Origin of the sequence: Sphingobacterium sp. UGAL515B_05 (genome assembly GCF_033097525.1) — a bacterium.
Lineage (GTDB): Bacteria > Bacteroidota > Bacteroidia > Sphingobacteriales > Sphingobacteriaceae > Sphingobacterium.
This window is the reverse complement of the sequence record NZ_CP109907.1, coordinates 580,263-595,499: the sequence shown is the minus strand read 5'-3', so window position 1 is coordinate 595,499 and position 15,237 is coordinate 580,263. Positions and strand designations below refer to the sequence as shown.

Sequence of the window (15,237 nt, the reverse complement as noted above, 5' to 3'; positions counted from 1 at the left end):
TAAAAGGTTCATCGCCTAGCATTTAGCCAATATTAATTAAAACCTATTATGAAATATTGTAGCAAGATTTTGCTCTTTATAGGTTGTTTTATTGGACTAACCTGTACGGCGCAAACAAATGAAAAAATCGATCTCCAAGATTTATTTGAAAGCTTATCGGAAGAGCTTCCTGAGGATGCTGATCTGAGTGAATTCACTGAAAAGTGGTATCATTATCTCAAACACCCGATCGATCTAAACAAAACTGATGGCAGAGAACTCACTGAATTACAGTTTTTGGATCCTTTATTAATCGAACACCTACTGGACCATAGGGCCATTTCAGGAGATTTTATAGACCTACTCGAATTACAGGCCATTGAAGGGTTTAATGAACGAATAATCAGTTTGCTGTTACCTTTTGTAAGGGTAGGTCCGGAATCTGCCGTTGAAACCCTGAAATCGAGAAATTTTAAACAGGAATTTTTAATACGGTACGCCCGGATACTCGAAAAAGCAAAGGGCTACCGTATAGTCGATACGACGAAATCCCATTATCTTGGCGATGCCAATCGCTATGCTTTTCGATATAGAGCCCAGTTAAACGATGGATTTCATTTCGCGGTTAATATGGAGAAAGATGCGGGGGAGCCATTTTTTAGAGACAGGCAAAAAATGGGATTTGATTTCTATAGCCTAAGTATATCGATAAAGTCTTTAGGCCGTTTCAGAAATATCGTGATCGGTGACTATGTTTTGCAATTTGGCCAGGGACTCAGTATGTGGAATGGTTTGAATTTTGGAAAAGGGGGATTGGTACAGCATACTGCAAGACAAGGGATCGGCGTAAAGTCATATACGTCATTAAATGAGGCTAATTTTATGCGTGGCATTGCCGGGACATTACAGATTAGGCACATTGAAATTACACCTTATTTCTCCTACCAATCCATTGATGGAAAAGTTAACCGTACTACTTCTCCGCCTACGATTTCAACTATCGCAAGCTCAGGCCTGCATCGGACTGCAACCGAACAGCAATACCGTCACGCAGCATCGCAACTAGCCTATGGATTGAATCTATTGTGGCGCTATAAACGGTTCAAAATGGGTGTTCATTTCAATCAGACACAATTGAATGTCTTTAAAACAAAAGGCAATGGTATACGGCAAAAGGCGGACTTTGAGGGTGATTTTTTGCGCAATATAAGTCTATATGCAAACTATACGATTCGGAATGCTTATTTATTTGGTGAGTACGCAAACAGCATGGATGGCGGTTCAGCACTGTTAGTAGGATCTATCATAAGTTTACATCCACGTTTATCATCAGTTATATTGCTTCGGGACTATAAGCAAAATTTTCATACTTTTTATGGACAGGGATTTGGTGAATCGGATAACAGCTCCAACGAGCAGGGGGCTTATTTGGGATTAACGTATCAATTGGGTAGAAAATTGCTCTGGTCCAATTATGCGGATATATTTCGTTTTCCGGGAGCCAAGTATCAGGCTGATACGCTATCTACAGGCGCTGATTTTTTTAGCCAGCTGAGTTATATGTGGTACAAAAGAGGCCAACTTTCATTGCGCTATCGCAACCGATTGAAACAAGTTAATTACCAGGGAGCGGGACAAACCGAGCATGGGCTTGTGAATACCAGCAAACAGCAGTTCAGGGTAGAATTTCATTACCGTCTAAGTTCAATATGGACGATTCGCTCCCGTGTTGAAGCCAATCTATTCCAAAAAGAGTATCAGGAGAATAGTTTTGGTTATATGCTTTATCAAGATGTGTTCTGGAAGTCTAGCGCTGGAAAATTCCAGTCGAATATGCGCGTTGCCTATTTCGATGCGGCAAGTTATGATAATCGGATTTATGCCTATGAGCAGGATGTGTTATACGCCTCGGGTTTTGGAATGTACAATACAAAGGGATGGAGAATGTATTTCAACCTGCAGTATCGGTTAAATCGCCATCTTCAGGTATGGGCCAAATATGCGGTCTATTATTATCCGGGGCGGGAGAATATCGGGACTGGATTGGACCAAATTGAGGGGAATAGAAAGTCAGAGATTAAGGTACAGTTGCGGTGGCAGTTATGAAAGAGTTGAGTTTTCAGCAAAGGTTGGAGCGACTTCCTACGCTTAAGCTTGCTGTCCCATATCTTGTGACGCTTCTTCTGGCACCTCGATTGCCTATGTCGCTCCATATTTTCCAATGGGTTCAACAGCTATTAGTTGTGCTGGTTTTGATAACGTGTTGTTGTTATTTATTAAAGGGAAGAATTCGTCAATATGGTTACACCTGCGGGTATTATGTGTCTGTTGTATTATTTGGGATTTTTCAATTTTGGCGTGAGGACCCTTTGGTCACAACCAGTCATTTCTCCCATATCATGACGGATAGCTATGTTGTCAAAATTATTGAAGAGCCCAAGGTGAAGGGGGATTTTATTCGTTGTTCGGCAGAAGTAATAGGGGCTTACCAAAAAGGTGAATTTGTTGAAACTACAGGTAGACTAATGTTATCTTTAAAATCCAGCCAGAAGAACCCATTGCAGTTTGGTGATCTATTGTGGTTAAAAGGTCAAGTAAAGGAAATAGCTCCGCCATTCAATCCAATGGAATTTGATTATAAGGAATATTTGAAAAGGCGGCATATCTATCATGAAGCTTTCGCAGTCTTTGGTCGGTATAAGCTGATCAGTAGGAGAGAAACAATGGCTTTTTCCTTGACTGGGCTTGCCTTACAAATAAGGCGGTTTTTTTTGGTCAAGCTTCGTCCTCATATTAAAAGGGAGGAACACTTTGCTATAGCGTCAGCCTTATTATATGGGTCCCGGAGCGATATCAGTGCCGAAAGCATCCAGGCTTTTACCAATACGGGAACAATACATGTGTTAAGTGTATCGGGAATGCATGTTGCTGTTTTATTCGGTTTTTTATCCCTTATTTTCAAGCGCATTGCCTGGCCTTCCTATCTTAGATGGCTGCCACTAATTTTGTTATGGAGTATGATCTGGATATATGCTTTTATTGCCGGTCTTGATCCACCTATTACACGGGCGGCTATTATGATTAGCTTTGTGCTATGTGCACAGCATTTTAAACGAAGCTTTTCAACACTGAATTCGCTTATTATTGCCGCATTATTGATTCTGCTTGTGGTTCCACGAGCTGTCGTCGATGTGGGGTTTCAGCTGTCCTTTCTAGCCGTTTTGGGTATGACGATATGTTCGCCGCTTGTCGAAGAATTCCTTCCGGTCAAAAGACCGATATCACGGCTTTTGAGAGATGTTTTGGCTGTTTCTATTGCTGCGCAGCTATTGACCACACCGCTGAGCTTGTATTATTTTGGGCAATTTCCGACGTATTTTCTGATAGCCAATGTATTAGTCGATTTGCCTTCAACCTTAGTGATGTATCTTGGTTTTATCATGACAATCAACCCAATACAGGTGCTTAACGATTTATTGGGTTTCCTATTGGAACATCTCATTGCTTTCATCTTATCCTGTTTGAAATTTATCGAACATTTGGCTTTCTCAACAATAAAAGTTGCACCTATGGGACTGGAGCTGCTATTCTTGACCTATTTTGCACTATTTTCTTTTTTATATGCTTTTCAATGGAAAGATAAAAAATACGTTTGGCTAGGGGGATGCTGTGCAATTGGAATACTATTGATCACTGCGCAAGAATACCTAGAAAATAAAGATGTAGAACGGTTTCGGGTCTATAATACGAAACATGAGTTGACGATCGGGTATTTCAACGATGGGCGCGGTATCGTTTACAGCACATTTGATTCTGTGCAATCCCCAGGCTTGCAATATGCATGTGGAAGAGAAATCCAATTATTGACGCGGGAAAAAGTTCAGTTTGTAGCTTTGAATGGTCGGGAGCGGAAAAACTACCTTGTTACGCTACCTTTAGGTAGAATTGCCATTTTATCGCATGCAGGGGGAACAATGACACATGCCGATCTTGTCATTATCAGAAAAAATTTACTAAATGGTTTACCTCGTTTATTGAAGCAAATTGGACCAAAACTTGTTATACTGGATGGATCAAATTCAATGGAGCAATCCAAGCATACAAAACGTATGTTGGATAGTTTGGGGATACAGAATTATCTCATGAAAGATAATTTTGCGTATGTTTGGGATAAGGAGAACTTATGACGCAAGATAATATATCAATCTTAAGGCAATACTGGGGATTCGATTCATTTAGACCCCTGCAGGAAGAAATTATTCAATCGGTCATTTCAGGTAAAGATACACTGGCTTTATTGCCGACTGGTGGCGGAAAGTCGATTTGTTTTCAAGTACCTGCCTTGATGCGGGAAGGGATTTGTATTGTCGTTACACCGCTCATAGCATTGATGAAAGATCAGGTTGAGCATTTGAGAAAAAATGGAATTCAAGCGGTCGCGATTTATGCTGGAATGCGGAAGAGGGAGGTGGATATAACATTGGACAATTGCGTCTATGGTCAAATAAAATTTCTCTATCTTTCTCCTGAAAGATTGTACAATGATATCGTGAGGGAGCGCATACGATTTATGAATGTAAATCTTTTTGCGATAGACGAAGCACATTGTATTTCTCAGTGGGGGTATGATTTCAGACCACCCTATTTAGAACTCGCTAAGTTACGGGAACTGCACCCCAAGGTTCCTTTTCTGGCCCTTACAGCGACTGCAACTGAGCGTGTCATTAGCGATATACAACAAAAACTGAATTTTCCGAAAGAAAACGTATTTGTCAAAAGCTTTCTCCGCGACAATTTGGCTTATATGGCCATTGAGGAAGAGGATAAGATGGGACGTATGGTCCGCATCATACACAAGTTGGGTGGATCCGGTATTGTCTATGTCAGAAACCGGCGGGAAACGCAGGAGATAGCCCGTATTTTGGTCAATAATGGCATTTCGGCAGATTATTACCATGCCGGGCTCACGGGGCAGGAACGCGATCAGAAACAGCAAGGGTGGATGACAAATGTTGTTCGCGTTATTGTAGCCACAAATGCATTTGGGATGGGAATTGATAAACCCGATGTACGGTTTGTCATTCATCTCGATTTGCCTGATTCGCTGGAGGCCTATTATCAAGAAGCCGGTAGGGCAGGAAGAGATGGCAAGAAGGCCTATCCCGTTATTCTTTATCAAAAGGCAGATGAGCGGAAACTTGTCGATAATTTGCAAGCGAGCTTTCCTGATATTCCATTTATTCAACAGACCTATCATTACCTTTGTAATCATTTTCAGATTCCCTATGGTTCTGGAGAAGGAGTGACTGTAGATTTTGATGTTGTTGCATTTGCAAAAAAATATCAGCTGCCCTTGGTTCCTGTTATGAATGCGCTGAAGTTTCTGGAGCGGGACACTTGGTTGGTTTTGTCAGAAGCTGTCACAATACCTTCACGCTTTAAGTTTGAAATTGATAGCGCCGAATTGTATAAAGTTCAGGTGCAGTATGTCAAATATGATAAGCTTATTAAGGCTATTTTGCGCAGCTATGGTGGTGTATTTGAAAACTATATCCTCATCAATGAATATGAATTTGCACGTAAGTTAGGTCTGCCTTATGCTCGTGTTGTCGAGCTGTTGAAGTCGTTGGAGACACTGGAAATAGCGAGCTATCTGCCTTCTACAGATGCACCACAATTGACCTTTTTGCAGAACCGAGTCGATTACAAACACCTGCATATCGATCATATTTTTATTCGCGATCGCCATCAGGTGAAGGAAGAGGAAGTCAATGGCATGATCGCTTATATTGAACAGAGCAATTGCCGCAGTCAGTCGCTGTTGTTATATTTTGGAGAGAAAAATGCGGGATTCTGTGAAGTATGCGATTTATGTTTGATCCGCAATCATCAGGAAAAGCAGCGGGCAAAAATAAAAGCAGAAATCAAAAGCAGTTTACTTGCTGGAGCTAAAAATATTCACGATTTGGTGGCGAGTCTGACGATAGGTACAGAAAAGAAAAGAATAGAGATCATCCGTGATCTCCTGGACGCGGAAAAAATCCGCTTGGAGGATAATCTCTATTCTTGGAATACCTTGTTTTAAGCTATTTTTCGACGGGAAGATTGAGCTCTTCACGTCCCCATTCTGACCAGGAGCCATCGTATACACGGATTTGCTCGTGCCCGGCAAGGTGAGCGGCAAATGCTAAGATTGAGGCCGTGATTCCCGATCCACAGGAGAATACATATTCATTTCCCGTCGCATTAAAATGATCAAATTGCTGTTTCAATTCATCAACGGGTTTATAAACGATTCCATCAAATAATTCTTCGAAGGGTAGGTTTTTGGAATGGGGGATATGCCCACCATGAAGGCCTTTCCGGGGTTCAGCTACTAAGCCGCTGAATCGACCTTTACTTCTGGCGTCAAAAATATTCACTTGAGCATCCCGATAATGGGTTAAGACGTACTCTTTATCGGCATACAGATTTGCTTGAAATTGCGCTTTAAAGTTGCCGGCTTTTGCAGCGGTTGTATACTGGTCTACGACTGGCAGTTTGCTGTTTTTCCAAGCGGGAACACCACCATTTAAAATATAGACCTGTTCAAATCCCATCACCTTAAACATCCACCAGGCCCTTGGGCTTGAATAAACGCCCCATCTGTCATATAATACGACCGTACTATCCTGATTTATTCCCAGACTTTGCATTTCCCTTTCGAATACCGCTGCAGAAACGAGGGTATGCGGTAATTTGGAAGTAGCATCCGAAAGTTTCCCTTCGATGTCAAAAAATTGAGAATGGGGAAGTACTTCGAACTTGGTATCCTTGATGGATTGACCAACTTTGTCGATGGTGCAATCGAGGAGGACAATGTCTGTATGCTGTCCCAGTGATTCCTGAAGTTCTGTGGGGTTAATTAAGGCTGATTTGAATGACATAACAATAACGTTTATTGATACAAAATTACAAAAGCATCCCTATAAAAACAAAGCGGCTGTCCTTTTGGAACAGCCGCTTTTTATGGATTGAAATTGCTAATTACTTAGCGTTTTTATCATTTTCCATTTGCTCTTTCAATTGAGCTAATACGTCTAAGTCGCCTAAAGTAGATTTTTCAACAGAATCTTTTACTTTTTTCACAGCTGAAGACTCAGCTTTAGCGTCTTTTTTACGGTTGTTAGACTCTTCTTTGCGAGCTTCTTCTTTCTCTTCTTCCCAGATACGAGAGTGAGAAATTACCAAACGTTTGTTCTCTTTGTTGAACTCGATGATTTTGAATGAAGTAACTTCATCAACTTTCAATGAAGAACCGTCTTCTTTAACAGAGTGTTTAGAAGGACAGAAACCTTCAACACCGTATTGTAAAGCTACGATATCACCTTTGTCACCAACTTTGATCACAGTACCTTCGTGGATAGAACCTTCAGTAAAGATCGTTTCGAAAGTATCCCAAGGGTTTTCTTCCAATTGTTTGTGACCTAAAGATAATTTACGGTTTTCTTCATCTAATTCTAAAACAACTACGTCTAATGTTTCACCAACTTTAGTGAATTCGTTAGGGTGGTTGATTTTTTTAGACCAAGATAAATCAGAGATGTGGATCAAACCGTCGATACCTTCTTCTAACTCAACAAATACACCGAAGTTAGTCATGTTTTTAACAACAGCTGTTTGTTTAGAACCTACAGGGTAACGCTCAGTGATGTTTTTCCAAGGATCTGGAGTCAATTGTTTGATACCTAAGCTCATTTTACGCTCATCGCGATCTAAGGTTAAGATTTGCGCTTCGATCTCATCACCAACTTTCAAGAACTCTTGTGGAGAACGTAAGTTTTGTGACCAAGACATTTCAGAAACGTGGATCAAACCTTCAACACCAGGGATGATTTCTAAGAAAGCACCGTAATCAGCAACTGTTACGATTTTACCTTTAACTTTAGAACCAACTTCTAATGCAGTATCTAAAGATTCCCAAGGGTGCTCAGATAATTGTTTCAAGCCTAAAGCGATACGTTTTTTCTCATCATCAAAGTCTAATACAACAACGTTGATTGTTTGATCTAGCGATAAAACTTCTTTTGGATGCTCGATACGACCCCAAGAGATATCTGTGATATGCAATAAACCGTCAACACCACCTAAGTCGATGAACACACCGAAGTCAGTGATATTTTTAACTGTTCCTTCTAATACTTGACCTTTTTCTAATTTAGCAACGATTTCAGATTTTTGGTTTTCTAAGTCGTTTTCAATTAATACTTTGTGTGATACGACAACGTTTTTGAATTCGTGGTTGATTTTCACAACTTTGAATTCCATTGTTTTACCTACGTATACATCGTAGTCACGGATAGGTTTGATATCGATTTGAGATCCAGGTAAGAATGCTTCAACACCTTTGATATCAACGATAAGACCACCTTTAGTACGGCTCTTAACGAAACCAGTAATGATTGCATCATTTTCCAATGCCTCATTGATAGCTTCCCAAGATTTTTGAGTTTTAGCACGTTTGCGAGAAAGTACTAATTGACCGTTAGCATCTTCTTGAGATTCAACGAATACGTCAACTTTGTCACCAACTTTTAATTCTGGTAAGTCGCGGAATTCTGATAAAGAAACTAAACCGTCAGATTTGAAACCAACATTTAAGACTACGTCTTTGTTGTTGATAGAAACTACAGTACCTTCAATAATTTCACCTTGGTTAACTTGGTTGAAAGTATCTGCGTATTGTGCTTCAAGTTTAGCGCGTTCAGCATCGCTATAATTTCCGAAACCTTTATCATTTGCATCCCAGTCAAATTCACCTTCTGGTGTGATCCAAGTGTTTGATTTGATTTCGTCGATTAAGTTTGAATCAGCTTCTGATTCAATTTTTTCAGTGTCTTTCACTACTTTAGTGTCAGCACCTTGTAGCTCTGCGTTTTTCGCTGCTAATTCTTTTTCTGCTTCTTGTTTTTTTGCCATTAATTAATTTTCTCCTTTTTCCTACTTTGTAGGAGTTGCAAAGGTACAAAAAAACTTTAAATGCAAAATTTTATTTTTCTTATTTTATTGAAAGACTTTCAGTTATAAGGGACTTTTTACATGCCAGCCCCGTAGGGGATGGTATTTGAATTGTACTATTGCTAATTCTCGACTTTATTTGCGAAAATCCTTTTCCGATAAAATAGATTTTAAGTGGCTGAAGACGACTTAGTCATCTCGCTTAAAAGAGTTGAAAATGCGTGGCTTGGCAATAACAATGGTTTGTTTGGACAGCGCTATGGCCGCATTAAGCTCATATCCCAATAATAAAATAAGCGTATTCAGGTAAATCCAGAGCATAATGACGATCAATGTCCCAATGGATCCATACAGTTTGTTATATGCGCCGAAATGATTGATATAAAAGGTAAATATTGAAAACGTCAATATCGCTAAAATGGTAGCCATAGAAGCTCCTGGACTGAAGAGTTTCCATTTATTGGAGTTGGAGGGACCAAATTTGTAAATACAACTTACGGTGAAAAAGTAAATAGCAAATATGATCAACCATCGGGCTACTTTAAGTAGAATAGCCCAGAAGCTGGACTTAATCCCTGTCGTTTCCTTGAGGTAGTCTATCGTAATGCCAGCTATGGTAAATATCGTCATCCCCGCTGTTAAAGCAAAAATAATCAGAAAAGCCAAGGCTAGGGCAAGCAGTCGTTTTCTGATCCAGGGCCTTCTCTCCGTCATCAGGGAAGCTTTATTGAAGGCATTCATGAGGGAGGCCATGCCATTGGTCGCAAAATAGGCCGCAAACACAAAACCAAAAGACAGCAATCCACCATTTTGGTTTTTGATAATATCCTCCAATGTCGTTTCAACAACGAGAAATGCATTTTTAGGAATTACTACCGCAAGGAAATCCAACAACTGTTCCTGAAAATTATTAATCGGAATATAAGGGATTAATGTAAATAGAAAAATGATTCCTGGAAAAATGGCCAATAGAAAGCTATAGGAAAGGGAAGAAGCCTTGCTGACGATGGAATCTCTGGAAAGCTCCTGAAAGAAAAATACCGCCACAGTATAAAGTGGTAGTGAGCCAAAGCCAGGTAGTACGACACGTTTACTCCATTCGATTAATCTAAAATAAGGTTCAAAATTTAATAGCCATTGGTGGATTTTCCCCATATCAATTAAAATATTTACTCATCTTATCCAGGAAAACCTGTGGCGGCATACAAGGTCTATTTTTCTCCATATTGACAAAGACCAAGGTTGTTTCTCCCTGGTTGAGTAGTTCCCCACTTTCATTGAAAAGCTCATATTCGAAAATGATGCGCACGGCAGGTTTCTTGCGGATTGTTACCCGTATCGTGATCAAGTCATCGTATTTGCCTGGTTTCAGATATTTGGTCTTCATCTCCGTAACGGGGAGCATGACACCCATTTCTTCCAGCTCCTTATACGATATCCCCGTGCTCCGCAGCATTTCAGTTCTCGCTATTTCATAAAACGCAGCATAGTTTCCATAATAGACATAGCCCATTTGGTCTGTTTCTGCGTAGCGGACGCGAATCTGATGGTCAAATACAAACATTATTTTTTAATATTTCTAGCGTCCAGAGCCTGTTGGAATTTACGAGCATTGATCAAATGCTCAGCCTCTGTTTTTGCAAAATTATGGTAACCCGAAAAATCATCTTTGGCACACATGTAAATATAATCATGTTGCTTAAAGTTTAAGACCGCATCAATTGCAGCGATACTTGGAATTGATATAGGGCCTGGAGGCAATCCTCTATAGATGTAAGTATTGTAAGGATTGTCTGTTCTGAGGTGCTTATTCAATACCCTTCTAATGGTAAAGTCATTATTAGCAAAGATCACCGTAGGATCTGCTTGCAATAACATACCTTTTTTGAGACGATTTAAATATAAGCCGGCTATCATGGGCATTTCATCCTGGTGCAAAGCTTCACCTTTCACAATCGATGCCAATGTGCTCACCTGTTGTGGTGTCAGATTAAGCGCTTTTGCTTTTGCCGTACGATCCGCATTCCAAAACTTTTTCCATTCATCATCAAAACGAGCAATTACTTTTTCCGGATTGGTGTTCCAATAAATTTCGTATGTATTAGGGATGAACATAGAAATCAGATTTTCTTTCGTAAATCCATACTTCTGTGCGCTAGCCTCATCATTCAATACAGCAATAAATTGAGCAGAATCTGCCTCAAAACTTTTTCCAAGGAGTGCGGCCATATTTTCTTTCAGTCTTACATTGGAAAACCTGAATTTTACTGGTTCTTGGTAACCGCCAATCAAATTGCCAACTAAGCGTCTATTGTTCATCCCTGGGGTTAACAGATAACGTCCGGGTTTTATACTTTGCTCATATTTTTTATATTGTGCAGCACGCTCAAAGGAAGCGATATCATCCACTAGATTTGAATCTTTGATTGATTTCAATACATCCTCATATTTTTCACCCTCGTGTATATACAGGTACTTTTTCTCTCCCGATACATTCGAAGCATAAAATGCTCTATAAAATGTCCAAGCAAAATAACCTCCAACAACGATAACGATTAACGCAATGATTTTTAACCAACTTGGTATTCTTTTTTTATTTTCCATTATAAAATTTTTTATTCATCTGTTGTTCGCTATTTATAGCCGTTATATAGCCTTTAGCGGTCAATGGTTGATGAAATCTCGCGTATTATAGCGTTTCCCATCTTTGATATTTTATATCCTGTGCCTGCCAAGAACTTAAATCCATTATGATGGCGATCATTCGACGCAGCTTCATTTTTGAGTCAATAAACTTAAAAACCTAGACTATTCCCTTTATTTTCCTTTTCCTTTTTTTGCCCTGCTGCAGGATTTGTCGTTGTCGGTTTAGCTGTAGGGCTATTTGTTGTGTTACTTTTTGCTTGAGCAACAGGCTTTGACTGAACCGGAGGTTTTGCCGCTGGCGGAGTCACCTGTGTTTGGTTTGCCTGTGGTTTAGGTGTTGTCGTACCTCCAGCTGGAGCCCCTGTAGTTGTTGTTGGTGCTGTGAGTGAAAGTGTAACGTCAATTTTAGCCCCTAAACTGGTCAGACCCTTTTCTATTCCTGGTGATTGTACACTGATTACTGCAGTGGCTGTATCTGTTACGCTTGGATCGTAGGTTACAGTACCTAGACCTAAGCCAGCTCCAGACAAGGCGAACTTTGCTTCGTTTAATGGAAGCCCAACTAAATTAGGTATCTCCACCTCATTTGCTCCAAGTCCATTTCCCAAAACTAGATCTATACGTGAACCTTTAGGAATCATGCGTCCGTTGCGGATAGATTGTCCTGCAAATTGAGCATCCAATACGATATCCCGGGCGATGTCCGCGACATAAGAAGTGTCACCGATTCGAAGGTTATGGTTTTTCAAGATGGCTGTTGCTTCGATCAATGTTTTATCTTTTATATTCGGAAAAGCAACTTCAGGTGCAACCTGTGTGATAATGGTCAAATAAATAGTCCGACCCGACTTTACATGAAATCCTTGTTCGGGGTCCTGCTCTATGACCATGCCCGGTTTGGCATCCATCTGATAGACGGAGTCAATTTGATACTCCAGCCCGGCTTCCTCCAACGCTTGGATGGCAGCACTGATATGAAGGCCTTTCACTTTAGGAACGGCGATAGATTCATCATGTTTGGTATATATTTTCAGTCCAATATAAACGAAAAGGAATAGACATACTATCGCGATAACAGCGGCAACAAGATTTTTCCTAAAAGTGGGGGTCTGAAGATATTGTACGACTTTGGACATTTCTCTGTTTGATAAAAATTAATTCTGCATAGAACCGCAATATTAAAGCCAAGTTTGCAGAATGATTAAATAAAATTATTCCTCACAAAATTATTCGTTTTTCCGTGTATAGCAAATTATATTTGCTATTCGAATCGCTAAAATTTATGAAAGCAAAAATAGCATTAATAACTGGAGGTTATACAGGAGAAGCTGAAGTTTCTTTTAAAAGTTCTGCCTTCGTCAATTCTCAACTTGATCACGACAAATACGATATATATTTGATTACAGTGACCAAAGAAGCATGGTACTATGAAGATTTAGACGGTAAGCGTCATCCGATTTCAAAAGCTGATTTTACCCTTCCATTGCATGGGGATATCTTGACTTTTGACTTAGCTTTTATTATGGTGCATGGTGTGCCTGGAGAAGATGGAAGACTTCAGAGCTATTTTGATTTATTGGATATTCCTTATACGTCATGTGATGCTTTGACATCTGCATTAACCATGAATAAAGGGTATACAAAAGCGATCTTATCGGATATTCCCGAGTTGCATTTGGCAAAATCGGTCCTACTGTTTGAATCGCAACGCCCGGAGGCACTCAAAATCGTCGAAAGTAATCTTTCACTCCCTTATTTTGTGAAACCTAATGCCGGAGGAAGTAGTATCGGAATGACCAAAGTAAAGGAATCGGCACAACTGCAGGAAGCGATTGACAAAGCTTTTGATGCGGAAAATACAGGAAAACAGGTTATTGTTGAAGAATTTGTGACTGGACGCGAATTTTCTGAGGGAATTTTTCGGAATTCAAAAGGCGAGCTTGTTGTTTTGCCTGCCACAGAAGTTCGGACTACACGCGAATTTTTTGATTATGAAGCCAAGTATGTCCCTGGATTGACCGAGGAGATTACGCCGGCGGACCTGACGATCGAACAGCAGGAGCGTGCTGCGCGTATTTTAAGAGAAATCTATGTGAGATTGAACTGTAAAGGTATGGTTCGGGTAGACTTCTTTTTGGAAAACGATACCGATAAATTTTATTTTATCGAAATCAATACCATTCCCGGGCAAACTCCACAAAGCTTTATTCCGCAGCAGGTACGGGCTTTTGGAATGAAGGAGGGGGATTTTTACGGTGAGTTGATCGAAACAGCCTTACAATCGAAATAGTTCTATTTCAGAAATGCCGTGAAGCAAGCAGCCTTCTGGCCAAAGCGGATAAAAATATGCCGCAATAGCGATAAAAAAACGGCTTTCATACATTGAAAGCCGTTTTTGTGTGTTTTATTTTCTGAAATCAAATTTGGATAGATCGGGTTTAAACTTTTTAACCCTTTTCAATTCCTCCTGATAAATTACCTGCCCGATATTCTTTAAAAAGGGGTAGGTTATTGTGTCGTATTCATAGCGTCCATCGTTGTAGATGCCATTTTCATTGGACTGCACAACAACGGCGAGCATAAATTCTACCCCATGCTCAAAGTCGACGATATAAGCATTATCAATATTATAGCCATAAGAATCTCCATACTTGTTGAAGATCCGGATGTTGGGATTTAAGGTCGCATTTTTTTCACGTCCATAAAAAAGGAGCTTGCTATACGTTGGCCAGAATTCAGTCGGATCATATTTCGGGAAATCTGATTCAAAGGGATAGCGCGACATGTAGTCATAGAGTAGGGCATAATCCTCCTTTTTTAGATTAAATCGTTCTTTAGGCTGAAATGCTTCCGGAAATAGTAATTTCTTCAATATGAACTGTTGATCTTCGAGTGCGTAGACATTAAGCCCCTCAAAACTCCATGGCTCATGAATAAGTTCATCTTTATCGTTCATGTAACCTTTCCCCTGAAGCGTATTGGCCAGCTCTAGGGGATAGTCTTTTGGGTCGAATTGGGCCGCTTGTTGGTAGATGACATCTTTTCCATTGTAAAAGGTAATGGGATTGGTATGTTTGGCCCATATTCCTTTGTCGCCAATGGCAAGACGGTTGACGATACGGCTGTATTTGGTGCCGTATTTTTTTAGTTTTGCATTCAGTTCAGCACGGCCAATAAATTCAAACAGTCTATTTTGTGCATCATTGTCGCTGGTCAACAGTATTTTTTTTACGTATTGTGCAACAGAGGGAAGACCATTGGCTGCCGACTCGTCCACAAGAACCTTAGTCTGCTTTTCAAATGCAGAATCAATACGGAGGGGAGTATCTTTGGTTAAACCGGCTAGATGGAGATCGTTGATTTTTTCTAAGGCCAGAATTGCTGTCGGCAACTTCACGGTACTTGCGGGATAAAAATACCAGTTCGGATTCAGTCGATAGCTATAGGACCTGAAATGTGGCCTATTCGATTTGTCACGATCAATTTGCGTATACAGAATCTGCACTTCATTTTTCGTCGGATGACTTAATATGTTTTGAAATAGATCAGGATGACTTTGAAGTAATTTTTCCAGGTAAACAGTATCTGTCTGCTGAGCGTATGCGTCTGACATGA

At 40.1% G+C, this 15,237-nt stretch carries 11 protein-coding genes; 4 read left to right on the top strand and 7 right to left on the bottom strand.

Features of this window, described 5'->3' with window-relative positions:
• Positions 1 to 48: 48 nt before the first annotated feature.
• Genes OK025_RS02350 through OK025_RS02340 form a run of 3 tightly spaced genes read left to right on the top strand, consistent with a single transcriptional unit; the run spans position 49 to position 6,064 of the window.
• Positions 49 to 2,085 (top strand): hypothetical protein, encoded by a 2,037-nt coding sequence (locus OK025_RS02350; protein WP_317668191.1) that lies wholly within the window; start codon positions 49 to 51, stop codon positions 2,083 to 2,085.
• Positions 2,082 to 4,166: a ComEC/Rec2 family competence protein gene (locus tag OK025_RS02345; RefSeq protein WP_317669751.1), complete on the top strand. Its 2,085-nt coding sequence runs from the start codon at positions 2,082 to 2,084 to the stop codon at positions 4,164 to 4,166. The genes OK025_RS02350 and OK025_RS02345 overlap by 4 nt, the downstream gene beginning before the upstream one ends.
• On the top strand, positions 4,163 to 6,064 hold the full coding sequence (locus OK025_RS02340) for an ATP-dependent DNA helicase RecQ (RefSeq protein ID WP_317668190.1): 1,902 nt from the start codon (positions 4,163 to 4,165) through the stop codon (positions 6,062 to 6,064). Before OK025_RS02345 ends, OK025_RS02340 begins: the two co-directional genes overlap by 4 nt.
• A gap of 1 nt (position 6,065) precedes the next feature.
• Here the strand turns inward: OK025_RS02340 and OK025_RS02335 are convergent, their stop codons facing one another.
• The 6 genes from OK025_RS02335 to OK025_RS02310 all read right to left on the bottom strand — a co-directional run bounded on the left by OK025_RS02335 (position 6,066) and on the right by OK025_RS02310 (position 12,758).
• Positions 6,066 to 6,905, bottom strand: a complete 840-nt coding sequence (locus OK025_RS02335) for a sulfurtransferase (protein ID WP_317668189.1) — start codon at positions 6,903 to 6,905, stop codon at positions 6,066 to 6,068.
• Positions 6,906 to 7,005: 100 nt separating this feature from the next.
• Entirely contained in the window at positions 7,006 to 8,937 is a 1,932-nt protein-coding gene (gene rpsA / locus OK025_RS02330) for a 30S ribosomal protein S1 (RefSeq protein WP_075991301.1), read from the bottom strand.
• 228 nt (positions 8,938 to 9,165) lie between these two features.
• The gene (locus OK025_RS02325) at positions 9,166 to 10,131 is read right to left on the bottom strand and encodes a YihY/virulence factor BrkB family protein (protein ID WP_317668188.1); all 966 of its coding nucleotides are present in this window, start codon (positions 10,129 to 10,131) and stop codon (positions 9,166 to 9,168) included.
• 1 nt (position 10,132) lies between these two features.
• Positions 10,133 to 10,540, bottom strand: a complete 408-nt coding sequence (locus OK025_RS02320) for a thioesterase family protein (RefSeq protein ID WP_317668187.1) — start codon at positions 10,538 to 10,540, stop codon at positions 10,133 to 10,135.
• Complete coding sequence (gene mltG / locus OK025_RS02315; protein WP_317668186.1) at positions 10,540 to 11,580, bottom strand: endolytic transglycosylase MltG; 1,041 nt, start codon at positions 11,578 to 11,580, stop codon at positions 10,540 to 10,542. The genes OK025_RS02320 and mltG overlap by 1 nt, the downstream gene beginning before the upstream one ends.
• Before the next feature lie 191 nt (positions 11,581 to 11,771).
• Positions 11,772 to 12,758, bottom strand: coding sequence for a PASTA domain-containing protein (locus OK025_RS02310; protein WP_317668185.1), 987 nt, complete (start codon positions 12,756 to 12,758; stop codon positions 11,772 to 11,774).
• A gap of 146 nt (positions 12,759 to 12,904) precedes the next feature.
• Here OK025_RS02310 and OK025_RS02305 point away from each other — a divergent pair, with 146 nt between their 5' ends.
• The gene (locus OK025_RS02305) at positions 12,905 to 13,912 is read left to right on the top strand and encodes a D-alanine--D-alanine ligase family protein (RefSeq protein WP_075991306.1); all 1,008 of its coding nucleotides are present in this window, start codon (positions 12,905 to 12,907) and stop codon (positions 13,910 to 13,912) included.
• A gap of 114 nt (positions 13,913 to 14,026) precedes the next feature.
• Here OK025_RS02305 and OK025_RS02300 read toward each other — a convergent pair whose 3' ends face one another.
• Positions 14,027 to 15,235: a serine hydrolase gene (locus OK025_RS02300; RefSeq protein WP_317668184.1), complete on the bottom strand. Its 1,209-nt coding sequence runs from the start codon at positions 15,233 to 15,235 to the stop codon at positions 14,027 to 14,029.
• Positions 15,236 to 15,237 lie beyond the last annotated feature (2 nt).